This window comes from Rhizobium sp. WSM1328 (assembly GCF_057653715.1).
Window position 1 is genome coordinate 4,718,781 of record NZ_CM172788.1, and the last position, 15,934, is coordinate 4,734,714.

Consider the following 15,934-nt stretch of genomic DNA (forward strand, 5'->3'; position numbering starts at 1 on the left):
GAAGATGAACGTCCGGGACCCCCAGCCAAAACCCTGCCTCAGCTCCCCAGCCCCTCAAACAGCGCCGTCGACAGATAACGCTCGGCAAAGGAGGGGATGATGATGACGATGTTCTTGCCGGCGTTCTCGGGACGGACGCCGACCTTGATCGCCGCCGTCAGTGCCGCACCCGAGGAGATGCCGACCGGCACGCCTTCGAGCCGGGCGACGAGCCGCGCCTGTTCGAAGGCTTCGTCATTGGTCACGGTGACGACCTCGTCATAGATGCCGGTATCGAGGATCTTCGGCGCGAAGCCGGCGCCGATGCCCTGGATCTTGTGCGGACCGGGATTGCCGCCGGAGAGGATCGGCGAATCGGCCGGCTCGACGGCGATGATCTTGATCTCGGGCTTGCGGCTCTTTAGCACCTGGCCGACGCCGGTGATCGTGCCGCCGGTGCCGATGCCGGAGACGACCATGTCGACCGTGCCGTCGGTATCGTTCCAGATTTCCTCGGCCGTCGTCTTGCGGTGGATCTCCGGATTATCAGGGTTTTCGAACTGCTGCGGAATGACGGCATCGGGAAGCGAGGACGCCAGTTCCTCGGCCTTGGCGATGGCGCCCTTCATGCCCTTCGGTCCCTCGGTCAGCACCAGTTCGGCGCCGAGCAGCGCCAGCATCTTGCGGCGCTCGACCGACATCGTTTCCGGCATGGTGAGGATCAGCCGATAACCCTTGGCGGCGGCTGCAAAGGCGAGCGCGATGCCTGTGTTGCCGGAGGTCGGCTCGATCAGCACCGTCTTGCCGGGGGTGATCTTGCCTTGCGCTTCGAGGCCCTCGATCATCGCGACGCCGATGCGGTCCTTGACGGAGGCGATCGGGTTGAAGAATTCGAGCTTGCCGATCAGGTTCGCCACGACACCCTTTTCCCGCGCCAGCTTGTCGAAGCGCACGAGCGGCGTGTCGCCGATGGTCTCGGTGATCGAGGAATAGATGCGGCCGCGGCCGGGCTTGTGCGACATGGGTGCCTCCCTTTGAAATCCTGTCCTTGAAATCGAGGAGGAGAATAGGGTCAAAGACCGGTCTAGGCCAGCCCGCCTTCATCCCGGGGAGGCGGTCCTCGGAGAAAATAACCTTTGAAAACCGTTTCTTGCCGAATGTTTATTTCAGGCCGCCCGCGTGGCGATGAAGGCAGCCGTGCCGGCAAGGATGCCGGCGGCAACCCGGTTTAGCGCCTGCAAGGCCCGCGGCTCTCTCAGCATCGTGCGGGCCCGCGAGGCAAGCAGCATATAGGGCACGAGCACGACGATCAGCACCACGAAGGTGGCGGTGAGCAGGAGCGCATAGTCTCGCAGGCCGATATTGCCGATATCGATCAGCGTCGGCACCAGCGCGACATAGAAGAGCATCGTCTTCGGATTGCCGAGCGTCACCAGCAGGCCGGAGAGGAAGGATAGGCCGATATTGGTGGATTTCCGCGCCGCGATATCCTGCGGCAACAGCCCCGCCGTCCAGAGTTTCCAGGCGATGTAGCCGAGATAGAGGACGCCGGCGATCTTGATTGTTATGAACACCTCGGTGAAGGTTTGCGCCACGAAGGCAAGGCCGAGAATGACCGCTGTCAGATAGGCCATGTCGCCGAGCACCAGGCCGAGGCCCATGAAGAAGGTCTCGCGGAAATTCGAGCCGAGCGCACGCGCAACGATCGCGGTGATCCCGGGTCCCGGAATGGCCGCGGCGATGAACAGCGCTCCGGCATAGGTGATCAGGACGGTGAGGCTCATCTTCTTAACCCTCAGGGCTTCCACCGCCCATCTATAGGCAAGCGCCGCTTCCTCATCAATGCTTTGGCGCTGATCGGTCCATAACCACAAGGAATAGGTCTGCTGGACCATGATCCACTTGGAAAGCGACCCGGCCTTGCTATTTCTCTCTCTGCAAATGCGCGATCAGCGCGGCCCGCCGCGTTTTCCCGGCCGGTGGCGCTAGAGATTTTCATCACCAAGGAGAGATTAAATGTCCCATACGCCAGCCGAAACCCGCAGGCTTTCGCCACTCAAGACGCCGTCCAGCCTGTCGACCAACGCCACTACCGATATTTCGGCAGCGCTGACGGCGCTGCTCGCCGATGTCTTTACGCTTTATGTGAAGACCAAGAATTTCCATTGGCACATGTCCGGCCCGCATTTTCGCGACTATCATCTGCTGCTCGACGAACAGGCGGAACAGATCTTCGCCATGACCGACGACATTGCCGAGCGTGCCCGCAAGATCGGCGGCACGACGCTGCGCTCCATCGGCCAGATCGCCCGCCAGCAACGCCTTTCGGACAATGACGCGGATTTCGTCACGCCCGAGGACATGTTGTCGGAACTGCGCGAGGACAACGCCCAGCTCGTTTCGCTGCTGCGCGAGGTGCATGGCCTTTGCGACGAGCATAATGATGTCGCAACCGCCAGCCTGATCGAGAACTGGATCGACGAGGGCGAGCGCCGCACCTGGTTCCTGTTCGAAACGACGCGCCCGCAGAGGTAATGTCGGCAACCGGGCGTCTCAGCCACCTGTGCCGGAACGCCCGGTTCTCAGCCCTCGATCGCCCGCGGCCGCAGCCAACGCGGCGTCCAGCCGAGATTCATGCCGGCGGCGGCAAGGAGAATGATCGCCGCGCCTGCGATCTGCATCGGCTGCAGCGCGTGGCCGAAGGCGAGCCGATCGACGAGGATCGCGGCGATCGGATAGATGAAGGACAGAGCGCCTGTGAGATGCGTCGGCAGCCTCTGGATCGCGCCGTAGAGCAGCACATACATCAGCCCGGTATGGACGACGCCGACGGTCACCAGAATCGCCCAGGACCCAACATCCCCCGGCGGGTGGGAAAAATCCGTCATCGGCGCCAGCATCAGCATGCCGGTTGCGACCTGGATGAGCGCGATCAGATGCGGCGGCGTGCCCTTCAGCCATTTCGCGGCAAGGGCTGCGAGCGCGTAGAAGAAGGCAGCCCCCAGCGCCATCAGAATGCCGAGGCCGTAGCCGTCGAACGCAGCGCCGCCCGCACCGGGTTTTGCCTGGACGATCGCCACCATGCCGGCGAAGGCGAGCGCCAGCCAGAACAGCTTGGTCGCGGTGATCTTCTCGCCGAGAAAGAGCGCGCCGAGCACGAGCAGCATGAAAGGCTGGGTGTTATAGACAGTCGTCGCGATCGAGATCGTCGCATGCGAGTAGGAGGCAAACAGCAGTAGCCAGTTCAAGACGATGGCGACGCCGCCGAAAATGGCGATGCCGAAGGCGCGCAGCGTGATGATGCCGGGCCGCAGCAGCCCGAGAGCGCCGCAGATGACCAGCAAAGTGAGCGCGCCGAACAGGCAGCGCCAGAAGACCACGCCGCTGACCGGTTGTCCCGACATGACGACGAACCAGCCGATCGTCCCCGAGATCAGCATCGCTGCCGTCATTTCCGCCGTGCCTCTTTTGATGTCGCTGCCCATGATTGCCTCCATTTCGATGGCATAAGAATATTGCGACGAGAGGCGATTTTATATAATGATAAGAAGGAAAATGACCGGAATTGCCTAATCATAAGAGGAGAATGACTCGCCGTGGCTAATGATGTGCAATCGCTCGACGAAATCGATCAGGCCATTCTGGAGGCGCTGGCCGGCAATGCGCGGATCTCGCTGAAGGAACTGGCGCAGCAGGTCGGCCTGTCTTCGCCCAGTGCCGCCGAGCGCCTGCGCCGGCTGGAGGAGCGCGGCGTCATCAAGGCCTTCACCATCGATCTCGATCCCGCCGCCGTCGGTTATCCCCTGCAGGCCATCGTGCGCGTGCGTCCGCTGCCAGGGCAGCTGCACATCGTCGAGCGGATCATCCAGGAAATTCCCGAAATCATCGAATGCGACAAGGTGACGGGTGATGATTGTTTTATCGCTCGCCTGGTCATCCGCTCGATGGCCGACCTCGACGGCATTCTCGACCGGGTCGCCGAAAGGGCGGAGACCAACACCGCGATGATCAAAGCCTCGCCCGTCAAGCGCCGCCTGCCGCCGCTTTCACGCCGGAAATAGAGGGATCTAGAATTCCGCCATCGGCGACAGCATCGCCGGAAAATCCAGGGTGGCATCGCCGAGCCCGCGCAGCATCAGCCTCGTGCCGCTTTCCAACTGATGTGGAACACCCTCCCAGCCGAGCTTGTCGGGACGGAACAGCACCTCGACGGAGGCGGGCACGATCTCCAGTCCGCCAAGGATCGCGGCAAGCGAGGGCATCTCCGCCGCCACGACGTCGAGAAGGCTGAAGCGGCCCGCCTCATCGATCTTCCAGGCAATCACCGCCTGTTTGTCTTCCAGGAAGCTGATGCGGACATCCGGATCGAGCTGGGTGTTGATCAGAAACATCGCCGCATTGACCGTGACCGCCAGCGAGGTCGAAACCGGGCTTCGTCCTTTCAACAGCGATTGCAGCAGGGCAAGATCATCCGCATTCGTCGGTAAAAGCGGCCGGGCGGGTGCGGCGGAAGACGAAGGGGCGGGTGCCGCTCCCTCATATCGGTGCAGGGGTATCGCGTGGAAACCGTAGGCTTCGTAGAGCGACGGCTTGTCGGTATAGAGGATGACGGCTTCAAAGCCTTGCTGCTCGCACCAGTCGAGCGCTTTCACCGTGACGTCGCGATAGAGCCCGCGGCCGCGCCATGGCGGCCGCACGGCGCCCGATTGCAGCCCGGCAGCATGGACGATCCTGCCGTTGAGGACGAAGGGCAGCGCAAAGGCCGAGATATTGGCCGCAAGCTTACCTTCGGCATCGAACCAGCCGAAGGGCATGCTCGTCGGATCGGGTCCGCCAAGCTGTTGCAGCGGCCCGATATCGATGCCGAAAATATCCTTGAGCAGGCAGACCAGGGCCGCCCAGCCGGCAGGGTCGCCGAAATAATCCTGCCGGAAGGTCAGGCCCGCGCTGTCGAGGCGCTCTGCCATCAGACGCCGGTGGAGCCGAAGCCGCCTGCGCCGCGCATCGTTTCGCTTGCCTCGGTGATCTCCGCCACCCGCGCCTGGGTCACCGGCGCGATCACCATCTGGGCGATGCGCATGCCGCGCGAGATGACGAAGGCTTCGTCGCCGAGATTGGCGAGCAGCACCTTCACTTCGCCGCGATAGTCGCTGTCGACGGTGCCTGGTGAATTCAGGCAGGTGATGCCGTTTTTGAAGGCCAGGCCGGAGCGTGGCCGCACCTGTCCCTCGAAACCTTCGGGGATCTCGAAGATGAAGCCGGTCGGCACCAGCGCCCGCTTGCCGGGCAGAAGCGTCAGCGGTGTTGCCTCGTCGACGGCGGCACGCAGGTCCATGCCTGCCGCTCCCTTGCTTTCATAGGCGGGAAGGTCGAGGCCTTCGCCATTGGCCAAGCGGATGAGGTTCAGCGTCGGGCGCGTATCGTGATGAATGGTCATAGCCCATTACTTTGCGTCCGAGGGCCTCAGGTCAATTGCATTGCCGGGCTTTAATCGCTAGATACGCGGCAATTCCACAGGATTCACAAGCATGGCCGAAAGTCTCGCCGAGGCGGTCTCCCGCCGCCGCACATTCGCTATTATCGCCCACCCGGACGCGGGTAAGACGACGCTCACCGAAAAGCTGCTGCTGTTCGGTGGCGCCATTCAGCTTGCCGGCGAAGTCAAGGCGAAGAAGGATCGCATGCAGACGCGCTCCGACTGGATGAAGATCGAGCGCGAACGCGGCATCTCCGTCGTCACCTCGGTGATGACCTTCGAATATAACGATAATGTCTTCAACATCCTCGACACGCCGGGTCACGAGGACTTCGCCGACGACACCTATCGCACACTGACCGCCGTCGACGCCGCCGTCATGGTCATCGATGCCGCCAAGGGTATCGAGCCGCGCACGCTGAAGCTCTTCGAAGTCTGCCGCATGCGCGATATCCCGATCATCACCTTCATCAACAAGATGGACCGCGAAAGCCGCGATCCCTTCGAGATCCTCGATGAGGTGGAAGAGAAGCTGGCGCTGGATACGGCGCCGATCACCTGGCCGATCGGCCGCTCGAAGACCTTCTGCGGCTCGTACAATATCGCCGCCAACACGGTGCGCGGTTCGGATACCGAAATCGAGGGAACGCCGGTCAACGGTCCGCAAAGCGTGGCCGGCAGGCTGCCGGAAAACGAGCGCCAGGTCTTCGTCGAGGAGACCGAGCTCGCGATCGAGGCCTGCCGTCCGTTCGACCGCCAGGCCTTCCTCGAAGGCCATATGACGCCGGTTTTCTTCGGCTCGGCGCTGCGCAATTACGGCGTTCGCGACCTCATCAACGCGCTCGGCGATTTTGCGCCGCCACCGCGGGACCAGGTCGCCGATACCAGGATCGTGCACGCGACCGACGACAAGATGACGGCCTTCGTCTTCAAGATCCAGGCCAACATGGACCCCAACCACCGCGACCGCATCGCCTTTGCCCGCATCTGCTCCGGCAAGCTCGAGCGCGGCATGAAGGCAAGGCTTGCCCGCACCGGCAAGCAGCTCGGCCTGACGGCGCCGCAATTCTTCTTCGCCTCGCAGCGCCAGCTCGCCGACACCGCCTATGCCGGCGACGTCGTCGGCATTCCCAACCACGGCACGCTCCGGATCGGCGATACGCTGACCGAAGGTGAATCGCTGGTCTTCCAGGGCGTGCCGAACTTCTCGCCGGAGATCCTGCGCCGCGTGCGCCTGGAAGACGCAATGAAGGCGAAGAAGCTGAAGGAAGCCCTGCAGCAGATGGCCGAAGAAGGCGTCGTCCAGCTGTTTTCGCCGGAAGACGGCTCGCCGGCGATCGTCGGCGTCGTCGGTGCCCTGCAGCTCGACGTCCTGAAGGAGCGGCTGATGGCCGAATACGGCCTGCCGGTCTCCTTCGAAATGTCGCGTTTCTCCGTCTGCCGCTGGATCTCGGCCGAGCAGCCGGCCGATCTGGAAAAATTCCTCACCGTCAAGCGGGGCGATATCGCCCGCGATCTCGACGGCGACCCGGTCTTCCTCGCCCAGGATGGTTTCTCGCTGCGCTACGAGTCAGAGCGCCATCCGGCGATCAAGATGGTCGCCATCAAGGAATATCACGCCGCCAAGGCGGCGTGATCATCATCCCGCAAGCCGCTCGGCCAGGAAGTCGACGACGGCGCGCACTGCCGGCAGCTGGCCGCGTCGGTGCGGCATCAGGATCGTCGTTTCGATGCTGCCGGCCGTCCATTCCGGCAGCACCCGCACCAGCCGCCCGTCCGCCAGCGCCTTGCGGCAGACGGATGTCGGCAGGCAGGTAATGCCGAGCCCCGACATGGCCATTTCCATCAAGACATAGGGCTCATCCGCCGCCATGACGGAATGCAGCCTGACGAGAGCCTCGTCGCCGCCCGAATAAAGCCGCCACTGGTCCTCCGTCAGGCTGGTCATGATCGTCGCATGCTCTGCCAGCTCCTCCGGCCGGCGCGGTTCGCCATGGGCACCCACATAATCCGGCGAGGCGAGGATGAAGAAGGGGTGGCTGGCGAGCTTCCGCTGCACCAGCGCCGAATCCGGCAGCGGCCCACGGTGGCTGCGCAGCGCGATGTCGAAGCCTTCCTGGACGATATCGACGAAGCGGTCCGTCACGTGCACGGAAAGCCGCAGCTTCGGATAGCGTGCCGCCAGCGCCGGCAGATGCTCCGTCAAGGTAAACTGCGCCGTCGGCACCGAGGCGGTCAGGCGAACGCTGCCGGCGGGTTCGGCCAGATGCCGCCGCACGATGCCCTCGGCCATCTCCGCCTCGATGATCGAGGCCTGGGCATGCTGAAAGAATTCCCGGCCGAGCTCGGTCAGCGCGAAGCTTCGCGACGTGCGCTGGATCAGCCGCACGCCAAGCCGCCTCTCCAACTCCGCAACCCGCTTGCTCACCGTCGATTTCGGAATGCCGAGATGTCTGGCGGCGGCGGTAAAGCTGCCGCTGTCGACGGCCTGCACGAAGAGATGGAGGTCGTTGAGGTTGAAGAGCGTCATCGTCAGCTTCCGGATATGTGGACATTGCGATGCATTTATAGCCTCTACCGCATGATCGTCCACATCTTCACATTGATCGCGTCCAAACGGGTTCAATTCTGAAAGGAACGATTGATGTCACCCATATTATTTTACGGCGTGCCGGAAGGCTGCTCCTTCGGCTCGATCGTCGCGCTGGAATGGTCCGGCCTGCCTTATCGGCTCTGCCGCGTCGAGATGCCGGAAATGGTCTCCACCGATGACTACGCCAAGATCAATGCGGTCGGCGAAACGCCGTCGCTGCTGCTCGAAGATGGCAGGACGATCAGCGAAAGCATGGCGATCCTCCACCATATCGGCGCCGGCGCGATTGGCAAAGGTCTGGGTTTTGTGCAGGGGTCGGCGGATTTCGATCGCCTGAACCAGATGCTCTCCTTTCTCAACACCACCTTCTTCAAGGCCTTCGGCCCGCTCTGGTATGCGATCGAGCATCCAATGGAGCCGGAAGAGAAACAGGTCCTCACCGCCTATGGAATCGCGGCGGTCGAAAAGGCGCATCATACGCTGGAGCGTCTGCTCGAAGGTCGCGAATGGCTTCTCGGCAATGGGCCGAGCCTGGCGGATGCCTATTTCGTCGGCATCGCCCGCTGGAACGACTTTCACCAGGTCGTCGACCGCCGGCAGTTTCCCGGCCTGCATCGCCTCTATGAGCGCATGCAGCAGGAACCGGCCGTGCGTTTTGCCCATGCGATCGAGCATCGGCAGGAGGCGAAAAGCAGCGGCGGTTTCCGCGGCGAGGTCGATCTGGCCGAGGCACTCGGCCTGTTGAGACAGGCGGCCTGATCGCCGCAGCCGTCGCACCTTTGCGGTGCGACGGCCGATCTGCCGTCAGCCGGCGGCGACGATCTCGATCTCGACGAGCCAGTCGTCGCGCAGCGTTTCGACGATGATCGCCGTGGTCGGCACGGCGCGGCCGCCAAGTGCCCGAAGACGGGCATTCTGGTTCGCCTCCATAAAGGCGCCGTCGCTGAGATAGCTCGTCAGCCGCACGATATTGTCCACCGTCATATCAGCGGACGTGAGGATGGCGCGCAGATTGGACCAGATGAGCTCCAATTGCCCATCCAGATCGGCGGCGGCCATTCCCCGTTGATCGAGACCCATGGTGCCGCTGACGAAGAGCAGCCGGGACGATTGCCTGACCTCCAGCGCATGGATGTAATCAGGGCTGGCCGCATAGATCCCGTTTGCTGGATTGTGCGCGATCATCTCCATGAGATTCCTCCTCCTCCGAATATCCTATTGAAGAATGCCAGTATCGGCGATTATTCTTCGGCAGAAAGGGGAGTTTGCGGAATGGCGAAAAATACAGACGATCTTCGGCAGGGACGCAGGCAGCAGCCGGTCATCGATGCCTTCGACCGAAGAATATTAGCCGCGCTCGCCGCCGACAGCAGCCAGAGTTATGCCAGGCTTGGTGAAGCGGTCGGCCTGTCGGCGCCGGCCGTGCATGAGCGGGTGCGCCGCCTGAGACAATCCGGCGCCATCAAGGGCGTGCATGCCGCGCTGGATGGCGCAGCGCTCGGCAAACCGCTGCTTGCCTTCGTACATGTGGAGGCGGCCGGTTGGGGCAAGAGCGAGCGGCTGATGCAGGTGCTGCAGTTTCCCGAGGTCGAGGAGATGCATTCGGTCGCCGGCGACGCCAGCGTTCTCTTCAAGGTCCGCACCACCAGCCCGCAGGCCTTGGAGGCTTTTCTCGCCCAGATCCATGCCGTTCCCGGCGTCACCGGCACCCGCAGCTATATCGCGCTTTCCACTTATCTGGAGCGTCCGGTCCAGGCCGGCTTCACCGACAACTGGCCGGATATGCCCCCGCCGGAATAGGCTCGTGGCAAGCGTTATCGACGAGATGTTCCATGAAATATAACGCCATGGCATAGTCCCGGCCGATTTTGCGGTTTGAATGAGGAAAAGCCATGGTCCGTGAAAATGAAATCCGCGACAACGAAGTGGCGATCGAGCCGCCGGAGCCGACCGATGCAGGCCTCGTTTTCATCGGCCGCATCGCCACGCCGTGGACGTCACGGCCGGAAACGCCGCGTCAAGGCCGTCATGATGGCCCGCTTTGCCGGATCCAGATCTTTGAGCCCTGGGTGCCGGCACTACAGGGCGTCGAGGCTTTCGAGCGGCTGGAAGTTCTCTACTGGCTCGATCGGTCTCGCCGCGACTTGCTCCTGCAAAGCCCGGCGCGGACCGGCAAGACCCACGGGACCTTTTCGCTTCGCTCGCCGGTCCGGCCCAATCCGATCGGCACCTCGATCGTCCGGCTCGAAGCCGTCGAAGGCGCGGTTCTGCTTGTGCGCGGTCTCGATTGTCTCGACGGTACGCCGCTTCTCGACCTGAAGCCGGACCGCACGCTCTTTACGCCGATCGCACCGCCGCAGCCGGGTGATTTTGAGACCGGCTGACGACTGGCCGATGATCGTCAGTCGACCGCTACCATGACATCCGAGTTCCTATCCGCCAGCCTGACTGCTGTCCCCGATCCGCCCGTCAAGCCGGCGCCAGCCTAATCCTCGCCCTCGAAGCGCGGAAGCGTTTCGATATTCTCCACTCCTGAGAGGGCCGAGCGGCACCAAATCTGCTTTTTCGGCGCCAGTTCCCGCCGCTGGTCGATGCCGCCGACGCGGATGCCGATCGCGCCGCCGTCGCCGTCCGTGCGGTAGAGCGGCGATCCGCAATTGGGGCAGAAGAATTGCCGGCTGAGACCACCGCTGTCGCCATATTTTGCGTAGCCTCTTGGCTCACCTGAAGTGAGTGTGAAACTTCCCGACCGTGCTGGTGCTGTGATGCGATAGGCCGAGCCCGTCAACCGCTGGCAATCGGTGCAATGGCAAATCGACACCCGCTCCGGATCGATCTCCGCCTGATAGCGGATCGCCCCGCAGTGGCATCCTCCGGTGATATGCATCGGCAAGTCCCCAAAGCGTGTTGCGCAAAACTGTCCAGCGGTTTAGCGACAAAGACATCGCCACGCTTTAGTCCGCCGGCTGAGCGACCGGATGTGTGGCGTAGAGGGCCTTCGCATCCGCCGTGAAGGCGGCCCGTTGATCTGCTTTCGTATAGAACATATGGCCGCCGCGATAAAGCTTCAGCCCGACGCGGCCGCCAGCGAGCGAGGGCGGCAGATGGTCGACCACGTAACGGCTGACGCCATAAGGCGTCACCAGATCGCTGTAGCCATGCGCAATCAGCAGATGGAAGGCCGGGTTTGCGGCGAGCAACTGCCGGATGTCGTCGGTGGCGCTGGCCTGGAATCGCGATCCGCCGCCGCGCCCGCCGCCCCATTCCCAGCGTCGGCTGATATCGCCGTCGAGCAGCGAATAGGTCATCTCGGTCTTGAAGCCGAGCTCGTTGCGGGCGTAGTCGGCAAAGGCGCCGCCATAGGCGCGGGTGAAGCCGTCGAGGATGGCGTCGTCGCCGCGGTCGTAATCCGATTCCGGATAGGGATCGGGTGCTGCAAAGGAGGCGTCGTATGAGCTCATCACCTCGCCGCTGCCCGCGTCCGAATGTTTGACGAAGGAACTGCCGAGGAAGCCGCGGTTGCGGGTGACGATATCCTCGGGAATGCCGGTCAATGCGGCGATCCTGCCATAAAAGGCGGCGGCGGCGGCACCCGTCGGCGGCGGCCCGGCCAGCGTCGTCAGATAGTCCCCGAGCGCGAAGCTCTCGGCCTCCTTCTGCTGCTCTTCGTCAAAGGCCTTGTGCCGGTCGAGTTCGGCTGCCGCCAGAGACGGCAGCTCCAGCGCGGCGCCGAGCGGGAACTGATCGGCATTGAACATCAGCTGGCCCTCGAGCAGGGGGGAGAGCATCACCGCACCGGCGACGATGATGCCCTGGCTTTCCTGCAGCGCCGAGGCGACCTTGGCGGCGCGGAAGCCGCCATAACTTTCGCCGAGAAGATATTTCGGCGAGTTGGAACGGTTGTTGTGCGCGACATAGAGCGCGATCGCCTTGGCGATGCTCTCAGCATCGGCACTGACGTTGTAATAGTTGGAGGCGTCGTCGGCCTTTGCCGTCCGGCTCCAGCCGGTGCCGATCGGATCGATCAGCACGAGGTCGGTGAAATCGAGCCAGCTCTGCGGGTTGTCGACGAGTTTCGCATTGGCGCCGTCGCGTCCGTCCGGCCCGAAATCGAGCACCTTCGGCCCGACCAGCCCGAGATGCAGGAAGGCGGAAGCAGCACCCGGCCCGCCGTTGAACGCAAAGGTCAGAGGCCGGTTCGCCCCGCTATCCCTTGCGACATAGGCGGTGTAGAAGATCGCGCCGGTCTGCGCCCCGTCCTGGCCGAAGAGATCCAGCGTGCCGGCGGTGGCGGTATAGGCGAGCTTCCGGCCGCCGATCGTCAGCGCGTGCTCTGTAACGGAGTCGGTCGGCAGCAGCTTCAGCACGCCGTCGCGCGTGCTGCCACTCTGGACATTCGCCCTCGGTGGATCGCTTTCCTGCGCATGGGAAAGGGCAGGCGCCAGCGACGCCATAAATGCGGTGAGCAGAAACAGGGTTCGTATGCGCAAGATATCTCCTCCGGCGGTCGGGATGAGAGGCTGAGATAGCGTAGCATCCGCTGCCGACGACCGGCATCAAGAGATGGTGATGGATAGGTGAGCGAACGGCTCAGCCGTCTTTTTCGACCGCATGGACATTGATCTCCACCGCCCGGCCGGCCTTCCAGCCGTTGATCGCCGCGCCCAGCCCGAGCGCGACGAAGAGGGCCGCGCACCAGGAAAAACTTCCGGTCCAGCCGCGGATGAGGCCGACGATGAGCGGGCCGATGGCGGCGAGCAAGTAACCGACACATTGCGCCATGCCGGAAAGATGGGCGGCGACATCGGGATCGCGTGAGCGCAGCACGATCGTCGTCATGGCCGCCGCGATCAGCCCACCCTGGCCGATGCCCTGCAGCACCGCCCACAGCCAGACCGTCGAAAGCGGCGCGAAGAGCAGGCCGAGCAGGGCAATGACGGCGACGCCGCAGAGGCTCGCATTGATCAGCCGCTGGTCCCGTCCGCGCACGGCGATATGCGGCACGATCAGGCAGGATGCCGCCTGCACCATCACCGACAGGGAAACGATCGCCCCGGCGGTGACGCCGTCGAGCCCGCGTTCGCGCAAGATCGGAACCAGCCAGCCGAAGACGCAATAGGCAAGTGCCGATTGCAGCCCCATGAACAGCGTCACCTGCCAAGCGAGCCGGTCGCGCCAGAGGCCTTTGACGTGGAAGCCGTTTCGTCTTGCCTGGCTGCCGCTGCGAAGAACCTCAGGCAGCCAGAGCAGGCTGACGGCGAGCGCCGGCAGCGCCCAGACGGCGAGGGCGCCCTCGAGAGAGCCGCCGAGCCCATGCTCGATCGGCAGCGTCAGCCCGGCGGCACTTGCCGCCCCGGCGCAGAGCGCCATCGTATAGAAGCCGGTCATCAGCGCCGCGCGCCCGGCGAAATCCCGCTTCACCAGCCCCGGCAGCAGCACGTTGCCGACGGCGATGCAGGCGCCCGCAAGGGCAGTGCCGATGAAGAGCAGCGGCACGGAAGAAAGCCCGCGCAATGCGGTGCCGAGGGCCAGAAGCAGGAGAACGCCGAGCAGCGTGCGTTCGGTGCCGAAGCGCTGGGCAAGACGAGGCGCAAGCGGCGAGAAGGCGCCCAGGCAGACAACCGGCAGCGTCGTCAGCAGGCTGGCGCCAAGCGCACTGAGGCCGAGCTCCGAGCGGATTTCCGGCAGCAGCGCCGAGGCGCTGGAGAAGACCGGGCGCAGGTTGAAGGCGATCAGCACCAGGCTTGCACCCAGCAGAAAACGATCCACAACTCCCCGCACCGGCGTTGCCTGCGGCGGCGGAAGGCTGCCGGCCTCGGCGTCTACAAGCAGTTCGTCGGCCGCCTCAAGCGTGCTGACGGCATGGTTGGTAGGGGTGTTCATGACAGGATCATCCGCTCGAGTGCGGCAAGAACGGGCGCCATGAAACGGCGCACCGCTGCATCCGCCTTGTCGGGATCGCCGGTTTCGATGGCGTCGACGATATCGGCATGCGCCTGCATGTCGGGTTCCGGAATATCCTTGCCGAGCGTCGCCGCGATGGTATCGGCGATCGAGGCCGAGAAGAAATCATAGATCTCGATCATCGCCCGGTTGCCCGAAGCGGCGATGACAGCCTTGTGGAAGGCCAGGTCGCTTTCGATGAAGGCGGCCTGGTTGCCGCCGTCGTAATTGCCGCGTTCAACAAGCAGCCTGCGAAGCCCGGCAGCCGTCTCCGGCGTCTTGCGGATCGCCGTCAGCCGGGCGGCCTCGACGTCGAGCGCCAGGCGCGCCTCGAACTGGTCGCGCAGGCTGGCGCGCCGCGCCATCGTCAGCGGCCGGCCGGCATCGCTGGTGGCGCGGACATAGGTGCCCGAACCCTGCCTTGTTTCGAGATAACCCTGGGAGACAAGAACGCGCACCGCCTCGCGCACCGTGCCGCGGCTGACGGAAAGCATGGTCGACAGCGAGGCTTCATTCGGCAATTTCTCGCCGACCGCCCAGCGTTTGCCGAGAATGTCGCCGCGGATCGCCTCGATCGCCTCATCGGCGAGATTGGTCTTGCTGAGCGCTCGCATCTCACTACTCATAAAGTCATCTGATGACTTTATGAGTAGTGAGATTTCAAGGTTCCGTCAACGCCTGATAACAAGACAATAAAAAAGGGCCGCCTCAGCGACCCTTTCCATGAGTTTGGCCTCAAACTGGCCTGGACTGTCTATGCAGCCCCAGGAAGGCGGGGATTAGAGCGAGGGCTGCCTCGCCTTCGTCACCTCTTCCATGCCCGTTACGAGGTCCGAAATCTCATTAGACATTGGATCACCTTCCTTTCGTTCTGTTGCTGATGACTTAAAAGTAGGCCGATTCTTCGCAGATGCAAGAGAGAAATGCGTTCAGTGCGCAGCTTTGATGAAGGTGCCGTTCTGCAGTTCGCGCATCGCCTGCAGAATTTCCTCGCGCGAATTCATCACGATCGGGCCGTGCCAGGCAACCGGCTCCTCGATCGGCTTGCCGGAGACAAGCAGGAAACGGATGCCCTGGTCGCCTGCCTGCACCGTCACTTCGTCGCCGCTGTCGAAGACCACGAGCGTGCGGTTGCCGGACATGTCGCGGATATTCAATTCCTCGCCGTCGACTTCCTTCTCGACGCGCACGCCGAAGGGTTTCGATGCATCGCGGAAGGTGCCGGAGCCGGCGAAGATATAGGCGAAGGCATTGCGGTAGGTATCGACCGGCAGGCGCTTCTTCCGGCCGGGCGGCACCGAAACGTCGAGATAGATCGGCTCAGCGGCGACGCCATCGACCGGACCGGCCTTGCCCCAGAAATCGCCGCAGATCACCCGCACCGCCGTGCCGTCATCATCGACGACGACAGGAATATCGGTGGATTTGACGTCCTGGTAGCGCGGCGCCGTCATCTTCAGCGAGGAGGGCAAGTTCGCCCAGAGTTGGAAGCCGTGCATACGGCCGGCAAAATCGCCCTTCGGCATTTCCTGGTGCATGATGCCGCTGCCGGCTGTCATCCACTGGATGTCGCCGGCGCCGAGCAGGCCGCTATTGCCCAAGCTGTCGCCGTGCTCGACGGTGCCGGCGAGCACATAGGTGATCGTCTCGATGCCGCGATGCGGATGCCAGGGAAAACCGCGGATATATTCCGCCGGATTGTCGTTGCGGAAATCATCCATCATCAGGAAGGGATCGGTCATCGCGGGATCGCCGAAGCCGAAGACGCGATGCAGCTTGACGCCGGCGCCTTCCATGGTCGGTGTGGCAGTACTTTCATGCTTGACGGGGCGGATCGACATGGCGTCCTCCTAGAGGTTCAACTTGGCGGCGACTATAGCCGCCCGGCTGCCGGGCGCGAAGTCTGCGGGGCAGACAACGCAGTGTTCACAAAAGAACACAGC

Annotated in this window: 18 protein-coding genes; 6 read left to right on the forward strand and 12 right to left on the reverse strand. The window is 63.4% G+C overall.

What is annotated here, in order from left to right:
• Positions 1 to 38: 38 nt before the first annotated feature.
• The gene (gene cysK / locus AC2444_RS23325; protein WP_012759846.1) at positions 39 to 1,001 is read right to left on the reverse strand and encodes a cysteine synthase A; all 963 of its coding nucleotides are present in this window, start codon (positions 999 to 1,001) and stop codon (positions 39 to 41) included.
• A 144-nt stretch (positions 1,002 to 1,145) separates the two neighbouring features.
• On the reverse strand, positions 1,146 to 1,763 hold the full coding sequence (locus AC2444_RS23330) for a LysE family translocator (protein WP_041935707.1): 618 nt from the start codon (positions 1,761 to 1,763) through the stop codon (positions 1,146 to 1,148).
• 232 nt (positions 1,764 to 1,995) lie between these two features.
• On the opposite strand from AC2444_RS23330, the gene AC2444_RS23335 reads away from it, so the two are divergent.
• Positions 1,996 to 2,514: a Dps family protein gene (locus AC2444_RS23335; RefSeq protein ID WP_012759848.1), complete on the forward strand. Its 519-nt coding sequence runs from the start codon at positions 1,996 to 1,998 to the stop codon at positions 2,512 to 2,514.
• A gap of 47 nt (positions 2,515 to 2,561) precedes the next feature.
• Here AC2444_RS23335 and AC2444_RS23340 read toward each other — a convergent pair whose 3' ends face one another.
• On the reverse strand, positions 2,562 to 3,476 hold the full coding sequence (locus AC2444_RS23340) for a DMT family transporter (RefSeq protein ID WP_171815709.1): 915 nt from the start codon (positions 3,474 to 3,476) through the stop codon (positions 2,562 to 2,564).
• A gap of 99 nt (positions 3,477 to 3,575) precedes the next feature.
• On the opposite strand from AC2444_RS23340, the gene AC2444_RS23345 reads away from it, so the two are divergent.
• The gene (locus AC2444_RS23345) at positions 3,576 to 4,040 is read left to right on the forward strand and encodes an Lrp/AsnC family transcriptional regulator (RefSeq protein WP_012759850.1); all 465 of its coding nucleotides are present in this window, start codon (positions 3,576 to 3,578) and stop codon (positions 4,038 to 4,040) included.
• A gap of 6 nt (positions 4,041 to 4,046) precedes the next feature.
• Here AC2444_RS23345 and AC2444_RS23350 read toward each other — a convergent pair whose 3' ends face one another.
• Positions 4,047 to 4,946: a GNAT family N-acetyltransferase gene (locus AC2444_RS23350; protein WP_012759851.1), complete on the reverse strand. Its 900-nt coding sequence runs from the start codon at positions 4,944 to 4,946 to the stop codon at positions 4,047 to 4,049.
• Positions 4,946 to 5,416 (reverse strand): dUTP diphosphatase, encoded by a 471-nt coding sequence (dut, locus tag AC2444_RS23355; protein WP_012759852.1) that lies wholly within the window; start codon positions 5,414 to 5,416, stop codon positions 4,946 to 4,948. The genes AC2444_RS23350 and dut overlap by 1 nt, the downstream gene beginning before the upstream one ends.
• Positions 5,417 to 5,507: 91 nt before the next feature.
• On the opposite strand from dut, the gene AC2444_RS23360 reads away from it, so the two are divergent.
• On the forward strand, positions 5,508 to 7,091 hold the full coding sequence (locus AC2444_RS23360) for a peptide chain release factor 3 (RefSeq protein WP_012759853.1): 1,584 nt from the start codon (positions 5,508 to 5,510) through the stop codon (positions 7,089 to 7,091).
• Between the two features lie 3 nt (positions 7,092 to 7,094).
• Here the strand turns inward: AC2444_RS23360 and AC2444_RS23365 are convergent, their stop codons facing one another.
• On the reverse strand, positions 7,095 to 7,985 hold the full coding sequence (locus AC2444_RS23365) for a LysR substrate-binding domain-containing protein (protein WP_012759854.1): 891 nt from the start codon (positions 7,983 to 7,985) through the stop codon (positions 7,095 to 7,097).
• Positions 7,986 to 8,099: 114 nt separating this feature from the next.
• On the opposite strand from AC2444_RS23365, the gene AC2444_RS23370 reads away from it, so the two are divergent.
• Positions 8,100 to 8,807 (forward strand): glutathione S-transferase family protein, encoded by a 708-nt coding sequence (locus AC2444_RS23370; RefSeq protein ID WP_012759855.1) that lies wholly within the window; start codon positions 8,100 to 8,102, stop codon positions 8,805 to 8,807.
• A gap of 45 nt (positions 8,808 to 8,852) precedes the next feature.
• On the opposite strand, the gene AC2444_RS23375 is transcribed toward AC2444_RS23370, so the two are convergent.
• A complete protein-coding gene (locus AC2444_RS23375; RefSeq protein ID WP_012759856.1) occupies positions 8,853 to 9,239 on the reverse strand; it encodes a RidA family protein in 387 nt (128 codons plus the stop codon).
• A 27-nt stretch (positions 9,240 to 9,266) separates the two neighbouring features.
• On the opposite strand from AC2444_RS23375, the gene AC2444_RS23380 reads away from it, so the two are divergent.
• Both AC2444_RS23380 and tsaA read left to right on the forward strand, forming a co-directional pair.
• Positions 9,267 to 9,848 carry an Lrp/AsnC family transcriptional regulator gene (locus AC2444_RS23380; RefSeq protein ID WP_041935617.1) on the forward strand — a complete coding sequence of 194 codons (582 nt, stop codon included), beginning with the start codon at positions 9,267 to 9,269 and terminating at the stop codon, positions 9,846 to 9,848.
• 92 nt (positions 9,849 to 9,940) lie between these two features.
• Positions 9,941 to 10,432 (forward strand): tRNA (N6-threonylcarbamoyladenosine(37)-N6)-methyltransferase TrmO, encoded by a 492-nt coding sequence (gene tsaA / locus AC2444_RS23385; protein WP_012759858.1) that lies wholly within the window; start codon positions 9,941 to 9,943, stop codon positions 10,430 to 10,432.
• A 101-nt stretch (positions 10,433 to 10,533) separates the two neighbouring features.
• On the opposite strand, the gene AC2444_RS23390 is transcribed toward tsaA, so the two are convergent.
• From AC2444_RS23390 to AC2444_RS23410, 5 genes are all read right to left on the reverse strand, one after another.
• Positions 10,534 to 10,935 carry a GFA family protein gene (locus tag AC2444_RS23390; protein WP_012759859.1) on the reverse strand — a complete coding sequence of 134 codons (402 nt, stop codon included), beginning with the start codon at positions 10,933 to 10,935 and terminating at the stop codon, positions 10,534 to 10,536.
• A 67-nt stretch (positions 10,936 to 11,002) separates the two neighbouring features.
• Positions 11,003 to 12,538 carry a S10 family peptidase gene (locus AC2444_RS23395; protein ID WP_012759860.1) on the reverse strand — a complete coding sequence of 512 codons (1,536 nt, stop codon included), beginning with the start codon at positions 12,536 to 12,538 and terminating at the stop codon, positions 11,003 to 11,005.
• Positions 12,539 to 12,638: 100 nt separating this feature from the next.
• Entirely contained in the window at positions 12,639 to 13,931 is a 1,293-nt protein-coding gene (locus AC2444_RS23400) for a CynX/NimT family MFS transporter (protein WP_012759861.1), read from the reverse strand.
• Positions 13,928 to 14,605, reverse strand: coding sequence for a FadR/GntR family transcriptional regulator (locus AC2444_RS23405; RefSeq protein ID WP_012759862.1), 678 nt, complete (start codon positions 14,603 to 14,605; stop codon positions 13,928 to 13,930). Before AC2444_RS23405 ends, AC2444_RS23400 begins: the two co-directional genes overlap by 4 nt.
• Before the next feature lie 315 nt (positions 14,606 to 14,920).
• Positions 14,921 to 15,832, reverse strand: a complete 912-nt coding sequence (locus AC2444_RS23410; RefSeq protein WP_012759863.1) for a pirin family protein — start codon at positions 15,830 to 15,832, stop codon at positions 14,921 to 14,923.
• Between the last annotated feature and the right edge of the window lie 102 nt (positions 15,833 to 15,934).